General features: G+C 63.4%; 24 protein-coding genes. 2 read left to right on the top strand and 22 right to left on the bottom strand.

All coding sequences use genetic code 11. From position 1 onward, the window contains the following. Nucleotides 1-6 precede the first annotated feature (6 nt). The 9 genes from ccmI to ccmA form a co-directional block, all read right to left on the bottom strand. Nucleotides 7-1,218 carry a c-type cytochrome biogenesis protein CcmI gene (gene ccmI, locus AC1RGE_RS15850; protein WP_019093641.1) on the bottom strand — a complete coding sequence of 404 codons (1,212 nt, stop codon included), beginning with the start codon at nucleotides 1,216-1,218 and terminating at the stop codon, nucleotides 7-9. Continuing rightward, nucleotides 1,215-1,685, bottom strand: coding sequence for a cytochrome c-type biogenesis protein (locus AC1RGE_RS15845; RefSeq protein WP_011060022.1), 471 nt, complete (start codon nucleotides 1,683-1,685; stop codon nucleotides 1,215-1,217). Before AC1RGE_RS15845 ends, ccmI begins: the two co-directional genes overlap by 4 nt. Then, nucleotides 1,682-2,218 carry a DsbE family thiol:disulfide interchange protein gene (locus AC1RGE_RS15840; RefSeq protein WP_011060021.1) on the bottom strand — a complete coding sequence of 179 codons (537 nt, stop codon included), beginning with the start codon at nucleotides 2,216-2,218 and terminating at the stop codon, nucleotides 1,682-1,684. Before AC1RGE_RS15840 ends, AC1RGE_RS15845 begins: the two co-directional genes overlap by 4 nt. Then, on the bottom strand, nucleotides 2,215-4,203 hold the full coding sequence (locus AC1RGE_RS15835) for a heme lyase CcmF/NrfE family subunit (protein WP_011060020.1): 1,989 nt from the start codon (nucleotides 4,201-4,203) through the stop codon (nucleotides 2,215-2,217). The genes AC1RGE_RS15840 and AC1RGE_RS15835 overlap by 4 nt, the downstream gene beginning before the upstream one ends. Before the next feature lie 3 nt (nucleotides 4,204-4,206). Then, nucleotides 4,207-4,662: a cytochrome c maturation protein CcmE gene (gene ccmE / locus AC1RGE_RS15830; RefSeq protein ID WP_011060019.1), complete on the bottom strand. Its 456-nt coding sequence runs from the start codon at nucleotides 4,660-4,662 to the stop codon at nucleotides 4,207-4,209. Beyond that, nucleotides 4,659-4,835 (bottom strand): heme exporter protein CcmD, encoded by a 177-nt coding sequence (gene ccmD, locus AC1RGE_RS15825; protein WP_011060018.1) that lies wholly within the window; start codon nucleotides 4,833-4,835, stop codon nucleotides 4,659-4,661. Before ccmD ends, ccmE begins: the two co-directional genes overlap by 4 nt. Further along, entirely contained in the window at nucleotides 4,832-5,587 is a 756-nt protein-coding gene (locus AC1RGE_RS15820; RefSeq protein ID WP_072444213.1) for a heme ABC transporter permease, read from the bottom strand. The genes ccmD and AC1RGE_RS15820 overlap by 4 nt, the downstream gene beginning before the upstream one ends. A 90-nt stretch (nucleotides 5,588-5,677) precedes the next feature. Beyond that, nucleotides 5,678-6,346 (bottom strand): heme exporter protein CcmB, encoded by a 669-nt coding sequence (gene ccmB, locus AC1RGE_RS15815; RefSeq protein WP_011060016.1) that lies wholly within the window; start codon nucleotides 6,344-6,346, stop codon nucleotides 5,678-5,680. Then, a complete protein-coding gene (ccmA, locus tag AC1RGE_RS15810) occupies nucleotides 6,343-6,978 on the bottom strand; it encodes a cytochrome c biogenesis heme-transporting ATPase CcmA (protein ID WP_011060015.1) in 636 nt (211 codons plus the stop codon). The genes ccmB and ccmA overlap by 4 nt, the downstream gene beginning before the upstream one ends. A gap of 196 nt (nucleotides 6,979-7,174) precedes the next feature. On the opposite strand from ccmA, the gene fliK reads away from it, so the two are divergent. After that, the gene (gene fliK, locus AC1RGE_RS15805; protein WP_072451668.1) at nucleotides 7,175-8,758 is read left to right on the top strand and encodes a flagellar hook-length control protein FliK; all 1,584 of its coding nucleotides are present in this window, start codon (nucleotides 7,175-7,177) and stop codon (nucleotides 8,756-8,758) included. Continuing rightward, the gene (locus AC1RGE_RS15800) at nucleotides 8,755-9,084 is read left to right on the top strand and encodes an EscU/YscU/HrcU family type III secretion system export apparatus switch protein (protein WP_011060013.1); all 330 of its coding nucleotides are present in this window, start codon (nucleotides 8,755-8,757) and stop codon (nucleotides 9,082-9,084) included. Before fliK ends, AC1RGE_RS15800 begins: the two co-directional genes overlap by 4 nt. A gap of 58 nt (nucleotides 9,085-9,142) precedes the next feature. Here AC1RGE_RS15800 and AC1RGE_RS15795 read toward each other — a convergent pair whose 3' ends face one another. The 13 genes from AC1RGE_RS15795 to flhF all read right to left on the bottom strand — a co-directional run bounded on the left by AC1RGE_RS15795 (nucleotide 9,143) and on the right by flhF (nucleotide 21,358). Further along, nucleotides 9,143-9,535, bottom strand: coding sequence for a DUF2802 domain-containing protein (locus tag AC1RGE_RS15795; RefSeq protein WP_011060012.1), 393 nt, complete (start codon nucleotides 9,533-9,535; stop codon nucleotides 9,143-9,145). Beyond that, nucleotides 9,536-10,018, bottom strand: coding sequence for a chemotaxis protein CheW (locus tag AC1RGE_RS15790; protein WP_011060011.1), 483 nt, complete (start codon nucleotides 10,016-10,018; stop codon nucleotides 9,536-9,538). It lies immediately after the preceding gene. Nucleotides 10,019-10,097: 79 nt separating this feature from the next. Next, on the bottom strand, nucleotides 10,098-10,976 hold the full coding sequence (locus AC1RGE_RS15785; RefSeq protein WP_492584592.1) for a CheW domain-containing protein: 879 nt from the start codon (nucleotides 10,974-10,976) through the stop codon (nucleotides 10,098-10,100). An 84-nt stretch (nucleotides 10,977-11,060) separates the two neighbouring features. Continuing rightward, nucleotides 11,061-11,849, bottom strand: coding sequence for a ParA family protein (locus AC1RGE_RS15780; protein ID WP_011060009.1), 789 nt, complete (start codon nucleotides 11,847-11,849; stop codon nucleotides 11,061-11,063). Between the two features lie 50 nt (nucleotides 11,850-11,899). Then, the gene (gene motD / locus AC1RGE_RS15775) at nucleotides 11,900-12,784 is read right to left on the bottom strand and encodes a flagellar motor protein MotD (protein WP_011060008.1); all 885 of its coding nucleotides are present in this window, start codon (nucleotides 12,782-12,784) and stop codon (nucleotides 11,900-11,902) included. Between the two features lie 2 nt (nucleotides 12,785-12,786). Continuing rightward, entirely contained in the window at nucleotides 12,787-13,527 is a 741-nt protein-coding gene (locus AC1RGE_RS15770) for a flagellar motor protein (RefSeq protein WP_011060007.1), read from the bottom strand. Further along, entirely contained in the window at nucleotides 13,527-14,648 is a 1,122-nt protein-coding gene (locus tag AC1RGE_RS15765) for a protein-glutamate methylesterase/protein-glutamine glutaminase (protein ID WP_011060006.1), read from the bottom strand. Before AC1RGE_RS15765 ends, AC1RGE_RS15770 begins: the two co-directional genes overlap by 1 nt. 47 nt (nucleotides 14,649-14,695) lie before the next feature. Beyond that, nucleotides 14,696-16,981, bottom strand: coding sequence for a chemotaxis protein CheA (locus AC1RGE_RS15760; RefSeq protein ID WP_065363385.1), 2,286 nt, complete (start codon nucleotides 16,979-16,981; stop codon nucleotides 14,696-14,698). A gap of 12 nt (nucleotides 16,982-16,993) precedes the next feature. Next, complete coding sequence (locus AC1RGE_RS15755) at nucleotides 16,994-17,782, bottom strand: protein phosphatase CheZ (protein WP_011060004.1); 789 nt, start codon at nucleotides 17,780-17,782, stop codon at nucleotides 16,994-16,996. A 30-nt stretch (nucleotides 17,783-17,812) separates the two neighbouring features. Beyond that, a complete protein-coding gene (locus AC1RGE_RS15750; RefSeq protein WP_003183998.1) occupies nucleotides 17,813-18,184 on the bottom strand; it encodes a chemotaxis response regulator CheY in 372 nt (123 codons plus the stop codon). Between the two features lie 165 nt (nucleotides 18,185-18,349). Then, nucleotides 18,350-19,090: an RNA polymerase sigma factor FliA gene (gene fliA, locus AC1RGE_RS15745; RefSeq protein WP_011060003.1), complete on the bottom strand. Its 741-nt coding sequence runs from the start codon at nucleotides 19,088-19,090 to the stop codon at nucleotides 18,350-18,352. Then, entirely contained in the window at nucleotides 19,087-19,917 is an 831-nt protein-coding gene (fleN, locus tag AC1RGE_RS15740) for a flagellar synthesis regulator FleN (protein ID WP_011060002.1), read from the bottom strand. Before fleN ends, fliA begins: the two co-directional genes overlap by 4 nt. A gap of 118 nt (nucleotides 19,918-20,035) precedes the next feature. Next, nucleotides 20,036-21,358: a flagellar biosynthesis GTPase FlhF gene (flhF, locus tag AC1RGE_RS15735; RefSeq protein ID WP_011060001.1), complete on the bottom strand. Its 1,323-nt coding sequence runs from the start codon at nucleotides 21,356-21,358 to the stop codon at nucleotides 20,036-20,038. Nucleotides 21,359-21,361: the final 3 nt, after the last annotated feature.

Below are 21,361 nucleotides of genomic sequence, written 5' to 3'. Positions count from 1 at the left end.
CTCTGATTATTGATCCGGACTGTCGATGGTCACCTGCTGGGCAGCGGTGGTGCTGCTGGCCAGAGGCTGGCTGCGCCCGACCCACTCGCCGGCCGTCGGCTGGCCGGCGCGGGACACGCGCGCAACCAGTTGGACTTCAGGGAAGTTCGACAGTTTCAACTGCGGCATCATCGCGTCGGCATCCGCCAGCTCGACCGTGGCCGGCAAGTCGGCCACGGTCAGGCGCTTGGCCGCCAGCGGCGCGGGTGGGCCCTGGGTGGCGCGAGCAAAGATGAACACGCTGTCGCCCGGCTGGACCTTGGCCTTGAGCTCGGCCGCCAGGTCGACCCTGACCTTGAGCACCGCGCCCTTGGCCTGAGCCTTGGCCGCAGGTTCGCTGGCAACCTTGCCGCCACTGGCCACCAGCTTCTCGCTGGCGCGGTCGATACCGCCCTGCAACGCGGCGCGGGAGTTGTCGTCCGGCGGCAGTTGCGCCTGCAGGCGCTTCCAGTAGTCGATGGCTTCCTGGAAACGCCCGCCTTCGAAGGCGGCGATCCCCAGCAGCCCGAGGCTGGTGACTTCATTGGGGTCGGCTTTCAGGGCTTCGTCGGTCAGGCCCTGGACCTTGTCCGACCATTGCTTGTTGTCGGCAAAGTACTGCGCCTGGGCCCATTGCCCCAGCAGCTCGGGCTGACGCCCGGCCAGGGCCACGGTGCGTTCGAAGATCTTCGCCGCGTCCGCCGGCCGGTCCTGGGCCATGTAGGTTCGGCCGAGGAAGTACAGGCCTTCGGCGGAATCCGGCTGGGCCGCTACCGCACGCTCCAGGCGCCGGGTCATTTCCTCCATGGACTGTGGCGCCTGGGCGAACTCCCGGGTCAGCTCGACCTTGTCGCTGGCACCAAAATGCAGGTACAGGCCCAGGCCCAGTACCGGCACCAGCAGCGCGGCCAGCAACGGCAGCGGCTTGCCCAGGCGCGAAGTGCGCACGTTAGCGCTGCCTTCGGTATCGGCCAGCAGTTCGCGCGCGGCTTCGGCACGGCCACTGTCCATCTGTTCGGCACTGAGCACGCCTTCTTGCTGCTGGCTGTGCAGTTCGGCCACGCGCTCTTCATAAAGCGCCACGTTCAGCGCGGTACGATCCTCTTCACGCTGAGCGCGACGCTCACGCAATACCGGGATCAACAGGAAACTCAGGGCAATCAGGAGCAGCAGGCCTGCCGCAAGCCAGAAATCAATCATGGGTGGTTTTTATCCAGCAGTTGGTCGAGGCGCTGACGCTCTTCGACGGAAAGCGTGTTCGGGCTGTCGCTGCGCTGCACGCGCCGACGCCGGACAATCACGACAATGATCACCAGCCCGCCCAGCAGCAACCCGGCGGGGCCGAACCAGAGCAAGGCAGTCTTGCCGGTCAGGGCCGGCCGGTAGCGCACGAAGTCACCGTAGCGATCGACCATGAAGTCGATGATCTGCTGGTTGTCCTTGCCCTCGCCGAGCATGCGGAAAATCTCTTTGCGCAGGTCGGCAGCAATCGGCGCGTTGGAATCGGCGATGTCCTGGTTCTGGCACTTGGGGCAGCGCAGTTCCTTGGTCAGCTCGTGGAACCGTTCGCGATCGGTGTCGTTGGCGAACTGGTAGGTGTCGATGGCGGCATGGGCCATGCCGGCGATGCCCAGGCCCAGGATGGCGGCGGCTAACCAGCGCTTCATGGCTTGGCCTCGTCGACCAGGGCCTGGTACTTGGCGGCCAGTTGCTCGCGCCACACCACTTCGTCGATCACCCCGACGTACTTGTCGCGGATGATGCCCTTGGCGTCGATGAAAAAGGTTTCCGGAGCGCCGTAGACGCCCAGGTTCAGGCCCAGGGAGCCCTCCTCGTCACGCACGTCCAGCAGGTAGGGATTGTGGAATTCGGCCAGCCACTTCAGGGCATCGGCGTTGACGTCCTTGTAGTTGATGCCGTAGATCACCACGCCCTTCTCGGCCAGCTTGTTCAGTACCGGGTGCTCGACCCGGCAGGAAATGCACCAGGTGCCCCAGACGTTGACCAGCGCCGGCTTGCCCAGCAGGTCGGCGCGGGTCAGGGTCTTGTCGCCCTGCACCGACGGCAGGGAGAACTCCGGGAACGGCTTGCCGATCATCGCCGACGGCAGTTCGGCCGGGTCCAGGTACAACCCGCGATAGAGGAACACCGCCACCACCAGGAACACCGCCAGGGGCAGCATCATCATCCAGCGTCTCATGCGGTGGCTCCTGTCATGCCCAGCGCTTCGCGCACGCGGCTTTTAACCTTGACCCGGTAGCGCCGGTCCAGGGCCGCCAGCAAGCCACCGAAACCGGTGAGCAGGCCGCCGAACCAGATCCAGCGCACGAACGGCTTGACGTGTACCCGCACCGCCCAGGCGCCATCGCCCAGGGGCTCGCCAAGGGCCACATACAGGTCGCGGGTGAAGCCGGCATCGATCCCGGCCTCGGTCATCATCGAACTCTGCACGGTATACAGGCGCTTCTCCGGATGCAGCACCGCCACTTCCTTGCCGTTGCGCACCACGCGGACGGTGCCCTTGTCGGAAGTGAAGTTCGGCCCTTCGAAGTGCTTGGCGCCTTCGAAGATGAAGTGATAGCCGGCCAGTTCCATGGATTCGCCCGGCGCCAGGCGCAGATCGCGCTCGGCGCTGTTCTGGCTCGACAGCACCACGCCCAGGGCACAGACCGCGATGCCCAGGTGCGCCAGCTGCATGCCCCAGTAGCTGCGGGTCAGGCTCGGCAGGCCCTTGATCAGGCCCTTGTGCCGGGTCTTGTCGACGATGTCGCGAGCCCCGGCCAGCAGCACCCAGGCCGCCAGCAGGAAGGTCGCCAGCACGGCCCAGTTGAAGTCGCCATAGGCGATGCCCGCAACCACGGCCAGGGCCACGCTGCCCAGCAGTACCGGGCCGAGCATGCCCACCAGCCATTTCACCGGGGTGTCTTTCCAGCGCACCAGCACGCCCACCGCCATCACCACCATCAGCAGGGCCATCAGCGGAATGAACAGCGCGTTGAAGTACGGCGGGCCCACCGACAGCTTGGCGCCGGTCAGGGCGTCCAGCACCAGCGGGTACAGGGTGCCGAGGAGAATCATCGAGGCCGCCACCACCAGCACCAGGTTGTTGCCCAGCAGCAGGGTTTCCCGCGACCAGAGGTTGAAGCCCACCTGGCTCTTGACCACCGGCGCGCGCAGGGCGAACAGGGTCAGCGAACCCCCCACCACGAACAGCAGGAAAATCAGGATGAACACGCCGCGCTCAGGGTCGGAGGCGAAGGCATGCACCGAAGTCAGGACGCCGGAACGCACCAGGAAAGTCCCCAGCAGGCTCAGAGAGAAGGCGGCAATCGCCAGCAGCACGGTCCAGCTCTTGAACACCCCGCGCTTTTCGGTGACCGCCAGGGAGTGGATCAGCGCCGTGCCCACCAGCCAGGGCATGAACGAGGCGTTTTCCACCGGGTCCCAGAACCACCAGCCACCCCAGCCCAACTCGTAGTAGGCCCACCAGGAGCCCAAGGTGATGCCGATGCCGAGGAAGGCCCAGGCCACGATGGTCCAGGGCCGCGACCAGCGAGCCCAGGCGGCGTCCAGGCGGCCGCCGAGCAAAGCGGCGATGGCGAAGGCGAAGGCCACCGAAAAACCCACATAGCCCATGTAGAGCATCGGCGGGTGAACGATCAGGCCAATGTCCTGCAACAGCGGGTTGAGGTCGCGACCATCGGCCGGCACCTGGGGCAGGATCCGCGAAAACGGGTTGGAGGTCATGATCAGGAACAGCAGGAAGCCGGTGCTGATCATGCCCATCACCGCCAGCACCCGGGCCAGCATCACCTGGGGCAACTGGCGCGAGAACACCGACACGGCGAAGGTCCAGCCACCGAGGATCAGTGCCCAGAGCAGCAGCGAGCCTTCGTGAGCCCCCCACACGGCGCTGAATTTGTAGTACCAGGGCAAGGCGCTGTTGGAGTTGCTGGCGACATAGGCCACCGAGAAATCGTCGCTCATGAAAGCGTAGGTCAGGCAGCCGAAGGCGAACGCCAGGAAGGCGAACTGGCCCCAGGCAGCCGGCTGGGCCAGGCTCATCCACAGGCGATCACCGCGCCAGGCCCCCAGCAGCGGCACCACGGCCTGGACCAGGGCGAAGCACAGGGCGAGGATCATCGCCAGGTGACCGAGTTCGGGAACGAACAGTGCGGAACTCATGGCTTAACCCTCTTTCGCTGGTGTCGGTGCCGATTGGCCGCTGTCTTTCAGGGCCTTGGTGACTTCCGGCGGCATGTACTTCTCGTCGTGCTTGGCCAGCACTTCATCGGCCACCACCACGCCATCGGCGTTGAGCTTGCCCAGGGCAACGATGCCCTGCCCTTCGCGAAACAGGTCCGGAAGGATGCCGCGGTAGGTGATGGTCACCGACTTGTTGAAGTCGGTGACCACGAATTTCACGTCCAGGGAGTCGGCGGAACGCTGCAGGGAACCGGCCTGGACCATGCCGCCGGCGCGGATCCGCGTGTCCAGCGGTGCTTCGCCATTGGCGATCTGGGTCGGGGTGTAGAACAGGTTGATGTTTTCCTTCAGCGCGCTGAGGGCCAGGCCAACGGCAATGCCGACACCGACCAGAATCGCCAGGATGATCAAAAGACGCTTTTTACGCAGCGGATTCACTTACCGTTCTCCCGGCGCAGACGACGCGCCTCTTGTTGCAGATAGCGCTTGCGCGCCAGGATCGGCGCCACCAGCTCACGAGCCAGGACCACCAGGCAAATGCCATAGGCCGACCAGACGTAGAGGCCGTGATGGCCCATGGCGAGAAAATCGCTGAAGGATGCAAAGCTCATCGGGCGGCCTCCAGGCTGCGTTGGACTTCGGCCTTGACCCAACTGGTCCGGGCTTCACGCTTGAGCACCTCAAGGCGCATGCGCAGCAACAGCAGCACACCAAAGAAACAGTAGAAACCCAACGAGGTCAGCAGCAGCGGCAGCCACATTTCCACCGGCATGGCAGGCTTTTCGGTCAGGGTGAAGGTCGCGCCCTGGTGGAGGGTGTTCCACCATTCCACCGAGTATTTGATGATCGGGATATTCACCACCCCGACAATCGCCAGCACCGCACAGGCCTTGGCGGCGCTGTCACGATTGCTGATGGCGGCATTGAGCGCAATCAGACCTGCGTACAGAAACAGCAGGATCAGCATCGACGTTAGTCGGGCATCCCAGACCCACCAGGAACCCCAGGTCGGCTTGCCCCAGATAGCCCCGGTCACCAGGGCCAGGAAGGTGATCGAGTGCCCGATCGGCGCCGCGCATTGCAGGGCGACATCGGCCAGTTTCATTTTCCACACCAGCCCGACCACACCGCACACGGCCAGCATGACGTAGCAGGACTGGGCCAGCATCGCCATCGGCACATGGATGTAGATGATGCGGAAACTGTTGCCTTGCTGGTAATCCGGTGGCGCAAAGGCCAGGCCCCAGACCACGCCGAGGCCGATCAGCAACACGGCGGCAACACTCAGCCAGGGCAGCAGCTTGCCACTGATGCCGTAAAACCATTTAGGCGAGCCGAGCTTATGAAACCAAGTCCAGTTCATTCACTATTTCCATCACGGGTGCTTTTCGTGGTCGAAAAGCCTGGGTCTTTTCTCAGAAAGAAGTGATCAAAAAATGATCAGACCTCATTATTATTCGCCGACGCTGATCTTCAGGCCAGCCGCTATTGCAAAGGGTGTCAAGGTTACTGCCAGGGCGGTCAGGCTCCCAAGCCAGAGCAGGTAACCGGTTGCCGGCATGCCCTGCAATGCCGCCTGCAGGGCGCCACTGCCGAGAATCAGTACCGGGATGTACAACGGCAGGATCAGCAGCGCCAGCAGCAGGCCGCCACGCTTGAGCCCCACCGTCAATGCCGCGCCTACTGCGCCCAGCAGGCTGAGCACCGGGGTCCCCAGCAGCAGGGACATCAGCAGCACCGGCAGACAGGCGGCAGGCAGCCCCAGCATCACCGCCAGCAAGGGCGCGAGCAAGACCAGTGCCAACCCGGAAAACACCCAGTGTGCCAGTACCTTGGCCAGAACCAGAAGAGCCAGGGGGTGCGGCGAAAGGACCCACTGCTCCAGGGATCCATCCTCGAAATCACTGCGAAAAAGCCCGTCCAGCGAGAGCAGGACGGACAATAGGGCCGCTACCCAGACCAGCCCCGGAGACAAGGTTTGCAACAATTGTGTCTCAGGTCCTACGGCCAGGGGGAACAGTGCGACAACGATTGCGAAAAATACCAAGGGGTTGGCCAGTTCCGCCGGGCGCCGGCACAACAGGCGCGCTTCACGGGCCACCAACAGGGCAAACACACTCATGCAGCCCACCGTCCCAGGTCAATGTCACGGTAGCCGGAAGGCATGCGGGCCAGGCTGTGGTGGGTGGTCAGGACCACCATGCCGCCGCGCTCGCAATGGCCCGCCAGGTGTTCTTCGAGCTGGGCCACGCCCTGCTTGTCGAGGGCGGTGAAGGGTTCGTCGAGTATCCACAACGGCGGGCTGTCCAGGTACAGGCGCGCCAAGGCCACGCGGCGCTGCTGGCCGGCGGAAAGGGTATGGCAAGGCACATCCTCGAAACCGCGCAGGCCGACCGCCGCCAGGGCCTGCCAGATCGCCTCGCGCCGGGCAGGCTGGTGCAGGGCACAGAGCCAGCTGAGGTTCTCCTCGGGGCTCAACAGCTCCTTGATGCCGGCGGCATGGCCGATCCACAACAGGTTGCGGGCCAGTTCCGCGCGCTGGGCGTGCAATGGCTGGCCATTGAGCAGCACCTGGCCGCTGGTGGGCTGCATCAACCCGGCCAGCAGGCGCAGCAGGCTGGTCTTGCCGCTGCCGTTGGGGCCGCTGATCTGCACCATGTCGCCGCCCGTCAGACGCAACTCGAGGTGTTCAAATAGCATCCGCCAATCGCGCTCACAGGCGAGTGCTACGGCTTCGAGAAGAGGGCTGGTCAAGGGATAGCGGGCCTTTACAGGTTCAAGTCGGCAACGGAGCGGCCGTTAAAGAGATGCAGGATAAATGCATTGGCGGCCTGTTCTAGAGAGCTGCGTCAAACAATTGCAATGTTTTCACCACTCCCCCAAAGACGGGCGGCATTATACATGCGAAGCCCTACGCTTATGAGGGCTAATTTCCACAGGTTGTGTCCGAATGACAGGCGAAATGAACATCCTGCCTGCGCCCCAGGTGCCCGCGCCCGGCGCCTCGCGCCCCCAGGCGATCAGCGGGGAACTGCTGAAGCTGGTGCCGCCCCTGGAAGGCCTGATTGCCGCCGGCCAGAGCGCCAAGGCCGAAGTACTGTCGCTCAAGCAGACCGACCAGACGTTCCAGTTGCTGCTCAAAGTGACCCTGGACAACGGCCGGCAAACCACTTTGCAGGCCACCAGCAATCAACCCCTGCCCCAGGGCACCAGCCTGGCGGTCACCCAGCCCTCGGCGGGCAACCTGGCGATCACCGTGCAACAGGCCATCGCCTCCAGTGTCGCCGCCCTGACCCGCCTGGACACCAGCCAACTGCCCCCCGGCACCCTGATCCAGGCCAAGGTGCTGACCAGCCAGATGTTGCCCCAGGGCACCAGCCAGCCGGCGATCTATCGCTCCCTGGTGAGCCTGCTCAACACCGCACAGAGCGGCGCCACCCTGAGCATCGAAAGCCCGCAGCCGCTGCGCATCGGCAGCCTGCTCAGCGCCCTGGTCTCGGATGCCCAGACCCTGAGTTTCGTCCCCCTGAGCAGCCGTCAGGAGCAATTGGCCATCGCCGCCCAACTGGCCAGCCAGCAAAGCCGCCAGGGCTCCCTCAGCGGCTTGATCAACGCCCTGCAGAACCTGCCCGCCGACAGTGCCCCCTCGACCACCTCCACCGACCTGCGCGCCGCCGTCGAGCGCCTGCTGGCCGGCCTGCCCGACGTGCAGCAACTGAGCAACCCGCGCGGCGTGGCCCAGGCCTTGCTGGGCAGCGGCCTGTTCCTGGAAGCCCGGCTGCTGGCCGGAGCCAACCCAGGGCAGGTGCCGGACATGAAGGCCGACCTGTTGCGCCTGATCGCCCAGCTGACCCCAGGCCTGCCCGCCTCCACCAGCTTCAACGCCATCCTGGCCGCCAACACCCTGGCCCAGTCGCTTCCCAGCTTCGTGCGCAGCGCCCTGGGTACCCTCGGCCAGGTCAGCGCCAAGGCTTCGCCCACCGGCTTTCCATTGCCGGAACGGTTGCTGCAGAGCCTGGAAGGCGAAGGTGACCTGGAACAACTGCTGCGCCTGGCCGCCGCGGCCGTATCGCGCTTGCAGAGCCATCAACTATCGAGCCTGGAGCAAAGCGGCCTGACCGACGATGGCCGGCTGTTGAGCACCTGGCAGTTGGAAATCCCCATGCGCAACCTGCAGGACATCGTGCCCTTGCAGGTCAAGCTGCAGCGCGAAGAGGCGCCGGAACCGGAGCCGGAACACAAACGCGAGGAACGTGAGCCCAAGCAGGCCCTGTGGCGGGTCGACCTGGCCTTCGACCTGGAGCCTCTGGGCCCGCTGCAAGTCCAGGCACAGCTGATCCAGGGCCGGCTGTCCAGCCAGCTCTGGGCCGAGCGCCCCTACACGGCGAGCCTGATTGAAAGCCACCTGGGCAACCTGCGCGAACGCCTGCTGGCCTCGGGACTGAATGTCGGCGACCTGGATTGCCACCTCGGCACTCCGCCCCAGGGCCCGCAAACCCGATTGGAACAACGCTGGGTGGACGAAACCGCATGAAGCACTCTCCGCCACCACGCCAGGCCATCGCCCTCAAATACGATGGCCAGCAAGCTCCGACCCTCACCGCCAAGGGCGATGACGAACTGGCCGAAGCCATCCTGAAGATTGCCCGGGACTATGAAGTCCCGATCTACGAGAACGCCGAGCTGGTGAAGCTACTGGCGCGACTGGAACTGGGCGAGAGCATTCCGCCGGAGCTGTACCGGACCATCGCCGAGATCATCGCCTTCGCCTGGAACCTCAAGGGCAAGTTCCCGGCGGGGCATGATCCGCAACGGGCGGAACTGGAGAAGGACGTCACCGAACGCGGCGACGATTACTGATACAACCCGTCCGCATAAAGGCCCCAGGGGCCTTTTGCGGCGGGCGTTCGCGGCTACATCAGCCTTTGTGCAGCTTACTGACCAGCTCCGCTTCGGCCTGGGTGAGGCCGCAGGACTGGGTCAGCTCGTCGACGCTGGCGCCCATGCCCACCAGGCGCGCGGCCTGGGCGAACGACAGGCTGGAAGGGTCACGCTGCTCCAGCTGGGCCAGCTTGTCCGGCAAAGGCGCTACCACAGCGCGCAACTCGTGCAGGTCCTCGCCCATGCGCACCGTACCGCTCTGGTAATGGTCGACGCGCTTGGCCAGCTCCTTGATCCGCTGGTCGCGCACGGCGTCACCCTCAGCCTGCTGGGCAGCAATCTGCCGCTGGTTGCGGGTGTAGGACAGGAACAGAGCCAGAGTGGCGACCCAGAGGATCGCCAGGACAATTACCGCTACCTCGAGGATCAATCAGATACTCTCCAGTTCCGACCATTCCTCTTCGCTCATCATCTTGTCCAGCTCAACCAGAATCAGCAGTTCGCCGTTCTTGTTGCACACGCCCTGGATGAACTTGGCCGACTCTTCGTTGCCGACGTTCGGCGCGGTCTCGACTTCCGACTGGCGCAGGTAAACCACTTCGGCGACGCTGTCCACCATGATCCCGACCACTTGCTTGTCGGCTTCGATGATGACGATCCGGGTGTTGTCGTTGACTTCGGTCGGCACCAGGCCGAAGCGCTGGCGGGTATCGATCACGGTCACCACGTTGCCGCGCAGGTTGATGATCCCCAGCACGTAGCTGGGTGCGCCCGGCACCGGAGCGATCTCGGTGTAGCGCAGCACTTCCTGGACCCGCATCACGTTGATGCCGTAGGACTCGTTATCCAGCTTGAAGGTGACCCATTGCAGGATCGGATCTTCGGAACCCTGTGCAGACGACGACTTATTCATACCCTGACCCCTCAAATAACCGTTGAAAACGGCGTGTGTTCTGTGTGGCCACGCCCGACGGACGCGGCCTGTTGTTGGTTTACTTCGGCTTGTGGGCCGCTTGACTGATCGCCATCTGCTTGGCGCCACCGGTGGCGATCAATTCCGCCAGTTCGGCAACATCGAGCAAGGCGCACATATGTTCAATCACCGTGCCGGCCAGCCACGGGCGTTGGCCACGGTGACTGCGCCACTTGATTTCATTGGGGTCCAGGCGCAGCGAGCGGCTGACCTGATGCACCGCCAGCCCCCATTCATAGCCCTGGACCGAGATCACGTACTGCAGGCCCTGGCGGAAATCGTCGCGGTAGCGATCCGGCATGACCCAGCGTGCGGTATCCAGCACCTTCAGGTTGCCAGCCTGGCTCGGCAGGATACCGAGGAACCATTCCGGCTGGCCGAACAGCGGCGTCAGCTCCTGCCCGGCCAGGGAATAGATCGAGCCCAGGCACACCAGGGGCACCGCCAGGGTCAGGCCCGCGACATCGAACAACAGGCACTCGAACGGCTCTGCCGCCCAGGCGGGACGATCGCTGCCGGTGACCGGAGGCGGCGTATTGCTCGGCGGCAAGTGCACTTCCACCACGGGCGGCACCAGGGCCTGAAGCATCGGCACCACGGGCGAGAGGGTGCTTGGCATGGGCTCCGGCGCTTCCAGCACCGGGGTGGCAACGGGCTCTGGCGCGGCAACCGCAGGCGCCGAGTGCTGCTGGAGCTCGGCGTCACGGGCCTGCTCTTCCAGTACCGCGGCCTGGAGTTCATCCAGCACTTCACTGGAGGCTTCGACCACTACCGGGGCGGGCACCGGGATCGGCGGCTCTGGCAGCAACTCCTCGTCGGTGGCGTCCTGCAGCAAAGCGTCCAGGTACGACTGCAGCGCCAACTGCGGCCGGCTCTTTACATCCAGAGGACGGTTCATGAGGATGCCCACGCTAAAACCCCGATACAGTGACCTGTAGGGGTTATCGGCCGGGCGGCGTGGCGACTTGAATAACGCTTCACGTCAAGCCACCTGCGCCACGAGCTGCTGGGCCAGCAAGTGCTTGAGCAAGGCCTTGTAGGCCAGTACGCCGCGGCTCTTGCCATCGAATTGCGAAGGGGTGACCCCGGCCCGGCTGGCGTCGCGCAGGCGGGTATCCACCGGAATGTAGCCTTGCCAGATCTCCTCGGGAAACTTGTCCCGCAGTACCCGCAGGGTGCCCAGGGAGGCCTGGGTACGGCGGTCGAACAGGGTCGGCACGATAGTGAACGGCAAGGGTTGCTTGCGCGAGCGATTGACCATGGCCAGGGTATTGACCATGCGCTCCAGGCCCTTGACCGCCAGGTGCTCGGTCTGCACCGGGATCACCAACTGCTGGCTGGCCGCCAGGGCGTTGACCATCAGCACCCCGAGCAACGGGGGGCTGTCGATCACCGCATAGTCGAAATCCTGCCACAGCTGCGCCAGGCTCTTGGCGATTACCAGGCCCAGGCCGCTCTGCCCCGGCGACTGGCGCTCCAGGGTGGCCAGCGCGGTGCTGGACGGCAACAGCGAAATACGCTCGTGGCTGGTACCCAGCAACAACTGGCCCGGCAGGTCCTGGGGCACATTGCCCTTGTGCAGGAACAGGTCGTAGCTGCTGTGCTCCAGGCTGTCCGGGTCATAGCCGAAGTAGCTGGTCATGGAGCCGTGGGGGTCGAGATCGACCACGACCACACGCTTGCCCGCCTCGGCCAGCAAGCCGGCTAAAGCGATGGAACTGGTGGTTTTACCGACACCACCCTTTTGATTGGCAACTGCCCAGACTCTCATTCGGTTGGTTCCTCCCGCCCGGCCACAGCGGGGCGAGACATAGCGCTAAGTTATAAAGCAGGTGACGGAGAATTGACGGCGCTTCCCTGTACCGGCGTTTTGACCGGGGTTGGTGCAGTTTGTGTGCCAGCACGCTTGAGTGCCGCATCCGGTGTTGCATGGGCGGTGCCGGTACCGGTCAGGCTGCGGCGCACATCCAGGTTGCGCGACACCACCAGCACCACCCGGCGATTGCGCGCCCGGCCTTCGGCGGTGGCGTTGTTGGCCACTGGCTGGAACTCACCGTAGCCCACCGAGGCCATGCGCGCCGGGTTCACCCCCTGCATCGCCAGCATGCGCACGATGCTCGCAGAACGGGCCGAGGACAGCTCCCAGTTGGTCGGGTACTGCGCGGTCTGGATCGGCAGGTTGTCGGTGAAACCCTCGACATGGATCGGGTTGTCGAAGGGTTTGAGGATCTTCGCCACCTTGTCGATGATGGTGAACGCCTGGTCGCTGGGCATGGCATCGCCACTGCCGAACAGCAGGCTGGAGTTGAGTTCGATCTCCACCCACAGTTCATTGCCGCGCACGGTCATCTGGTTGGAGCTGATCAGGTCGCCAAAGGCGGCGCTGATGTCATCGGCGATGCTTTTCAGCGGGTCGCTGGCCCCGGCGATGCCGGCGTCGGTCTGGTCGCTGTCCTTGACCAGGGGCTTGGCCGGGGTCACGGTCTTGGGACGCTCGTCGCCGATGGGAATCGGCTTGAGGCTACGATCGGAGTCGGTGAAGACCCCGATCAAGGCTTCGGAAATGACCTTGTACTTGCCCTCGTTGATCGAGGAAATCGAGTACATGACCACGAAAAACGCGAACAGCAAGGTAATGAAGTCGGCGTAGGAAACCAACCAGCGCTCATGGTTGACGTGTTCTTCTTGCTGGCGACGACGGGCCATAATCAGTCCATGAAGCCTTGCAGCTTCAGCTCGATGGAGCGGGGGTTTTCGCCTTCGGCGATCGACAGGATGCCTTCGAGGAGCATTTCCCGGTAACGCGACTGGCGCAAGGCAACGGATTTCAGCTTGGCGGCGATCGGCAGCAGCACCAGGTTGGCACTGGCCACCCCATAGATAGTGGCGACGAAGGCCACGGCGATGCCGCTACCCAGCTGGGATGGATCGGCCAGGTTGCCCATCACGTGGATCAGCCCCATTACCGCGCCGATGATGCCGATGGTCGGCGCATAGCCGCCCATGCTCTCGAACACCTTGGCGGCCTCGATATCACGACTTTCCTGGGTATAGAAATCCACTTCGAGAATGCTGCGGATGGCTTCGGGTTCGGCACCGTCCACCAGCAACTGCAAGCCCTTGCGCGCATAACTGTCAGGCTCGGCATCCGCCACGCCTTCCAGGCCCAGCAGGCCTTCCTTGCGCGCGGTGAGGCTCCAGTTGACCACCCGGTCGATGCCGCCCGGCAGATCGACCCGGGGCGGGAACAGGATCCAGGCAAGGATCTGCATGGCCCGTTTGAAGGCGCTCAGCGGCGACTGCAGCAGTGCCGCGCCGATGGTCCCGCCGAGCACGATCAGTGCCGCCGGACCGTTGGCCAGGGCCGACAGGTGCCCCCCCTCCAGGTAGTTGCCACCGATGATGGCGACAAACGCCATGATGATCCCGATAAGGCTGAGCACATCCATCAGAGACAGGCCTCGACCAGGTGTCGGCCGATGTCGTCCAGGCTGTACACCGCATCCGCCAGGTTGGCCTTGACGATGGCCATTGGCATGCCATAGATCACACAGCTGGCCTCGTCCTGGGCCCATACCGCACTGCCGCCCTGTTTGAGCAGACGCGCGCCTTCACGACCGTCGGCGCCCATGCCGGTGAGCACCACCGCCAGAACTTTGTCGCTGTAGGACTTGGCCGCAGAGCCGAAGGTGATATCCACGCACGGCTTGTAGTTCAAGCGCTCATCGCCCGGGAGAATCTTCACCGCACCGCGACCGTCGACCATCATCTGCTTGCCGCCAGGCGCCAGCAGCGCCAGGCCTGGACGCAGGATGTCGCCATCCTCGGCTTCCTTGACACTGATGCGGCAGAGCTTGTCCAGACGCTCGGCAAAGGCTTTGGTGAAGGCCGCCGGCATATGCTGGATCAAGACGATGGGGGCCGGGAAGTTGGCCGGCAGCTGGGTCAGGACCCGCTGCAGCGCCACCGGGCCGCCTGTGGACGTACCAATGGCCACCAGCTTGTAGGCCTTGCGCTTGGGTGCCGGCGAATTCGCACTGGCCGCCGGCGCCGCTGCGCGGGCCGGAGCCGGTGCGGGAGCTGGCGAGCGCGAACTGGCGAAGCTCGAAGGAGCAGGTGCCGGAGCACTCGCCGGCTGCGGTGCTGGAGCACTGTAGCTGCTGAAGCGCCGATTGCTGCGCGAGATACTGTGGACCTTCTCGCACAGCAACTGCTTGACCTTCTCGGGATTGCGCGAGATGTCCTCGAAGTTCTTCGGCAGAAAGTCCACCGCCCCGGCATCCAGCGCATCGAGGGTCACTCGGGCGCCTTCGTGGGTCAGGGAGGAGAACATCAGGACCGGCGTCGGGCAGCGCTGCATGATGTGCCGCACTGCGGTGATGCCATCCATCATCGGCATCTCGTAGTCCATGGTGATCACGTCCGGCTTGAGCGCCAGGGCCTGATCGATCGCCTCTTTACCATTGGTCGCCGTGCCGACGACCTGGATATTCGAATCCGCTGAAAGAATTTCCGAGACGCGGCGGCGGAAAAAACCCGAATCGTCCACCACCAGGACTTTGACTGCCATAAACACTCCGTTAGGTGGGGCGAGGCCAACCGCCCCTCCCCGCCGAATCAAATACGCCGTGCGGCGTAACGCTTGAGCATGCTCGGAACATCGAGGATCAGAGCAATGCGGCCGTCACCGGTAATGGTGGCGCCGGACATGCCCGGGGTTCCCTGAAGCATTTTGCCCAAGGGCTTGATGACCACTTCTTCCTGGCCCACCAGTTGATCGACGACGAAGCCGATCCGCTGGGTACCCACCGAAAGGATCACTACGTGGCCCTCGCGCTGCTCTTCATGAGCGGCGGAACTGACCAGCCAGCGTTTGAGGTAGAACAGGGGCAACGCCTTGTCGCGCACGATCACCACTTCCTGGCCGTCCACCACGTTGGTGCGCGACAGGTCGAGGTGGAAGATCTCGTTGACGTTGACCAGCGGGAAAGCGAATGCCTGGTTGCCGAGCATGACCATCAGGGTCGGCATGATCGCCAGGGTCAACGGCACCTTGATGACGATCTTCGAGCCCTGGCCCTTGGTCGAATAGATGTTGATCGAACCATTGAGCTGGGAAATCTTGGTCTTCACCACGTCCATGCCCACACCGCGACCGGACACATCGGAAATCTCGGTCTTGGTGGAGAAGCCCGGGGCAAAGATCAGGTTGTAGCACTCGGTATCGCTCAGGCGGTCGGCGGCATCCTTGTCCATCACGCCACGCTTGACGGCGATGGCGCGCAACACGTTCGGGTCCATGCCCTTGCCGTCATCGGAGATCGACAGCAGGATGTGGTCGCCTTCCTGTTCCGCCGCCAGCACCACCTTGCCGCCACGGGACTTGCCCGAGGCTTCGCGCTCTTCCGGCGATTCGATGCCGTGGTCCACCGCGTTGCGCACCAAGTGCACCAGCGGGTCGGCCAGGGCCTCTACCAGGTTCTTGTCGAGGTCGGTTTCTTCCCCCACCAGCTCCAGGTTGATCTCTTTCTTGAGCTGCCGGGCCAGGTCGCGAACCAGGCGCGGGAAGCGCCCGAAGACTTTCTTGATCGGCTGCATGCGGGTCTTCATCACCGCGGTCTGCAGGTCGGCAGTCACCACGTCGAGGTTCGACACGGCCTTGGACATGGCTTCGTCGCCGCTGTTGAGGCCCAGGCGCACCAGGCGGTTACGCACCAGCACCAGCTCGCCCACCATGTTCATGATTTCGTCCAGGCGCGCGGTATCGACACGCACCGTGGTTTCCGCTTCGCTGGCAGGCTTTTCCGCCGGCGGGGCCGCAGCGGCGGCGCGAGCCGGTGCCGGTGCCGCAGCAGGAGCAGCGGCAGCTTTCGGCGCCTCGGCCTTGGGCTCGGGCTTCTTCGCCGCCGGCTTGGCGACGGCAGCAGTGGCCGCCGCAGCCGGAGCCGCAGTAGCCGCGGCTGGCTTGGCCGCACCCGGGGTTTCGGAGAATTTGCCCTTGCCGTGCAACTCATCCAGCAGGGATTCGAATTCGTGATCGGTGATCAGGTCGCTGCCGGCTGCGGCTGCGCTTGGTGCGGCTGCGGCAGGAGCGGCTGGCGCGGCCGCCACGGCCGAATCCAGGGCCTCCACGGCGAAGTTGCCCTTGCCATGCAACTGGTCCAGCAATGCTTCGAATTCATCGTCGGTGATCTCATCACCTGCGCCAGCCGCACCACTGGTGGCACTGGCCGCGGCCGGTGCCACGGCATCCGGGGCGAACTGGCCCTTGCCGTGCAACTGATCGAGCAGGGATTCGAACTCGGCGTCAGTGATTTCATCGCTGGCCGGCTCGCCCTGGGCCGCAGGTGCGGCGGCAGGCGCTGCTTCGGCTTCGGCCTTGGCGGCATTCAGCGAGTCGAGCAACAGCTCGAATTCGTTATCGGTGATGTCCCCTGCCGGGCTTTCTTCAGCCACAGGCTCGGCAACCGGCTCAACCACCTCTTCCACAGCAGGTGCTGCAGGCTCGGCACCGGCAGGTTCGGCCAGGCGCGCCAGGGCCGCCAGCAACTCCGGTGTGGCAGCGGTGATTTCGGTGCGCTCACGGACCTGGCTGAACATGCCGTTCACCGCGTCCAGAGCTTCAAGCACCACGTCCATCAGTTCCGAGTCGACTCGCCGCTCACCCTTGCGCAGGATGTCGAAGACGTTCTCGGCGATGTGGCAGCACTCCACCAGCTCATTGAGCTGGAGGAAGCCGGCGCCCCCTTTAACAGTGTGAAAACCGCGAAAAATTGCATTGAGCAAATCCGCATCATCTGGCCGGCTTTCCAGCTCGACCAGTTGTTCGGACAGTTGCTCTAGAATCTCGCCGGCCTCAACCAGGAAATCCTGAAGGATCTCTTCATCGGCGCCGAAGCTCATTAATGGGTGCTCCTAGAATCCAAGGCTGGAAAGCAAATCGTCTACATCGTCCTGACCGGACATAACGTCTTCCCGTTTATCGGCATGAATCTGCGGACCTTCACCCTTGGCGAGATGTTTTTGCGGATCTTTTTCAGCGAGGATCGATTCACGGTCATGTTCGATACCGGCGAAACGATCGACCTGGCTGGCCATCAAGACGAGTTTGAGCAGATTGCTTTCGACTTCCGTGACCAACTGGGTCACACGCTTGATCACCTGACCGGTCAGGTCCTGGTAATCCTGCGCCAGCAGAATGTCGTTGAGGTGGCCGGAAACGGTACGGGTTTCCTGTTCGCTGCGCGTCAGGAAACTGTCGACCCGGCGCGCCAGCTCGCGAAACTCTTCAGCGCCGACCTCGCGCCGCATGAAGCGCCCCCAGTCTGCGCTCAAGGCCTGGGCTTCAGTGCTCAGGCCGTTGACCAGCGGGGTGCTGCTCTCCACCAGGTCCATGGTGCGGTTGGCTGCGGCTTCCGTCAGCCGGACCACATAGGACAGGCGCTCAGTGGCATCCGTGATCTGTGAAACTTCCTCGGCTTGCGGCATGTGCGGGTCAATCTGGAAATTGACGATCGCGCTATGCAGCTCGCGGGTGAGCTTGCCCACTTCCTGGTACAGGCCGCGGTCACGGGTCTGATTGAGCTCATGGATCAATTGCACCGCTTCGCCGAACCGGCCCTTTTCAAGGCTCTCGACCAGTTCCAGCGCATGTTTTTTCAGGGTCGACTCAAAGTCGCCCAGTGAAGATTCGTTATGCTCCATAGCTCCCCCGTGGCGGAATGGCTACGCGTCTCAACCGATGCGTTCGAAGATTTTTTCGATCTTCTCTTTCAACGCCTGAGCCGTGAATGGTTTGACGACATAGCCGTTTACGCCGGCCTGGGCAGCTTCGATGATCTGCTCGCGCTTGGCTTCAGCAGTCACCATCAATACCGGCAGGTGCTTGAGTTTTTCATCGGCGCGCACGTGGCGCAGCAGGTCGATACCGGTCATGCCCGGCATGTTCCAGTCCGTTACCAGAAAGTCGATGCTCCCGCTGTTGAGTACCGGAATGGCGGTAGTGCCATCGTCGGCCTCGACCGTGTTGGTGAATCCCAGATCACGCAACAGGTTCTTAATGATCCGCCGCATCGTTGAAAAGTCATCAACGATGAGGATTTTCATGTTCTTGTCCAATTCGACCTCCAAGCAGTCTTAAACGCATCCAGCACCTGAACGCGCCATTCAATCAATCCGGCATAACACACAACGACTGCATGGAGCACATACTGCAAGACCGGTGCAGCGCTTGCTTCACCGGTCCTGAACGCAGTGTCCCCACACTGCCTGTCAGCGCGCTCGCCACTCCCCCAAACGCCCCCGCAAACGGGCTGCGCACTGGCTGTGTAACTGGCTGACCCGCGATTCGCTGACCCCCAGGACCTCACCGATTTCCTTGAGGTTCAGCTCTTCGTCGTAGTACAGCGCCAACACCAGTCGCTCGCGCTCCGGCAAATTGGCAATCGCATCCGCCAACGCGGCCTGGAAGCGTTCATCCTCCAGGTCTCGTGACGGCTCGAGATGAGCACTGGCGCCATCCTCATGCAGCCCTTCATGCTCGCCGTCCTGCAACAGGTCGTCGAAACTGAACAGGCGACTGCCCAAGGTGTCGTTCAAAATCCCGTAATAATCGTCGAGACTCAATTGAAGTTCGGCCGCAACTTCATGATCTTTAGCGTCACGACCGGTTTTAGCTTCAATTGCGCGAATCGCATCACTGACCATGCGCGTATTACGGTGCACCGAACGCGGTGCCCAGTCGCCTTTACGAACCTCGTCGAGCATCGCCCCACGGATACGGATACCCGCGTAGGTTTCGAAACTCGCCCCCTTGCTCGCGTCGTATTTGGTCGACACTTCGAGCAAACCGATCATCCCGGCCTGAATCAGGTCTTCTACCTGAACACTGGCCGGCAACCGCGCCAGCAGGTGATAGGCAATACGCTTGACCAGAGGCGCGTAGCGCTCGATCAATTCGTACTGGCTGTCACGCGCCGACTTCTTGTAGAGGTTGTAGCCACTGGCAGTCATAGCACCGGTCCCGCTGTTTGATGCACTAGCCGCTCGACAAAAAACTCCAGATGCCCGCGTGGGTTCGCCGGCAACGGCCAGGTATCGACTTTTTGCGCGATGGCCTTGAACGCCAATGCACACTTCGAACGAGGAAAGGCTTCATAGACCGCACGCTGCTTTTGCACGGCCTTGCGTACGCTTTCGTCGTAGGGAACTGCGCCGACGTATTGTAAGGCCACGTCCAGGAAGCGATCCGTGACCTTGGTCAATTTTGCAAACAGGTTGCGACCTTCCTGAGGGCTCTGAGCCATGTTGGCCAGGACCCGGAAACGGTTCATGCCGTAGTCGCGGTTGAGCAGCTTGATCAGCGCGTAGGCGTCCGTGATCGAGGTCGGCTCGTCGCACACCACCAGCAGTACTTCCTGGGCCGCGCGGACAAAGCTGACTACCGAGTCACCAATACCCGCAGCGGTGTCGATCACCAGCACATCGAGATTGTCGCCGATATCGCTGAAGGCCTGGATCAGGCCAGCGTGCTGCGCGGGGCTCAGGTGCACCATGCTCTGGGTGCCCGAGGCGGCCGGTACGATGCGGATGCCTCCAGGGCCCTGGAGCAGCACATCGCGCAGTTCGCAACGACCCTCGATGACGTCGGCCAGGGTATGTTTGGGAGTCAGGCCCAGCAGGACATCGACATTGGCCAGTCCCAGGTCGGCATCCAGCAGCAAGACCCGCCGGCCGAGCTCAGCCAGAGCCAGGGACAAGTTCACTGACACATTAGTCTTGCCGACGCCACCTTTGCCGCCGGTCACCGCAATCACCTGTACGGGATGCATGCTGCCCATGTTCTTTCTTTACCTTGTCTTACTTAGACGGGGCCACATAACTGGCTGCGCGTTCACCATTGGAACAATGCATGGCAGACCATCGATGTAGATACACTGCAATCTATTCATGATTACCTCAGCCAACCCGTTTGGACGGGCTGTGGTAAAGGTCAGCGAACATGTCGGCCATGGCTTCCTCGCTGGGTTCTTCCTGCATCTGTACGCTTACCGCGCGACTCACCAGCTGATGCCGGCGAGGCAGGTGCAGATCGTCAGGAATCCGCGGACCATCAGTGAGATAGGCAACCGGCAGTTCATGACTGATAGCCAGGCTCAACACTTCGCCAAGACTGGCTGTTTCATCAAGTTTAGTCAGGATGCAACCGGCCAGGCCGCAGCGTTTGTAGCTGTGGTAGGCGGCGGTCAGCACCTGTTTCTGGCTGGTGGTAGCCAGTACCAGATAGTTCTTCGCACGAATGCCACGACCGGCCAGGCTCTCCAGTTGCATGCGCAACGCCGGATCGCTGGCCTGCAGGCCGGCGGTATCGATCAGCACCACGCGCTTGCGCAGCAGCGGATCCAGTGCCTGGGCCAGGGACTGGCCCGGGTCCACATGGGTCACCGACACATTCAGGATGCGCCCCAGGGTCTTGAGCTGCTCCTGGGCGCCGATGCGGTAGCTGTCCATGCTCACCAGGGCAATGTTCTGCGCCCCGTACTTGAGCACGTAGCGCGCCGCCAGCTTGGCCAGGGTGGTGGTCTTGCCCATGCCGGCCGGGCCGACCATGGCGATCACACCGCCCTCTTCCAGAGGCTCGACTTCCGGGGTCTGGATCATTCGCGCCAGGTGCGCCAGCAACATGCGCCAGGCCTGACGGGGTTCGTTGATTTCGGTAATCAGTGCCAGCAGGTCACGGGCCAGCGGGCCCGACAGGCCGATGCGCTGCAGGCGACGCCAGAGGTTGGCCTGCTCCGGACGGCTGCCCTGCAATTGGCTCCAGGCCAGGGAGCCGAGCTGCACTTCCAGCAGTTCGCGCAGACCGTTGAGCTCGAAACGCATCGAGTCCAGCGCCCGCGTATCGGCAGGTGGCGCTGCTGGAGCCGGCGCCGGGCGCGGACGCTCGGTCAGGGTCGGCTCGATCAGGGGCTCGGCCGCGGTCAACGGCAGGCCGGCGAACAGCTGGCGATTGGTGATCGAGGCACTGTCGCCCTCGCCCCGCAGGCTCAGTTCAGCCTGGGCGGTGACAATCCGCGACTGGGTCTTGCGCAGCTCGTCCTCGAGTTCCATGTTCGGAACCCGTGGCGACAAGGCCGACAACTTGTAATCCAGCGCAGCCGTCAGCTCGACACCGCCGGCGATCCGCCGGTTGCCGATGATGGCGGCTTCAGCGCCCAACTCATCACGAACCAGTTTCATGGCCTGACGCATATCGGCGGCGAAAAAACGCTTAACTTGCATAAC

It is taken from the genome of Pseudomonas sp. GW823-FHT02C05 (genome assembly GCF_058797595.1).
This window is presented reverse-complemented; position numbering and strand designations above follow the sequence as displayed.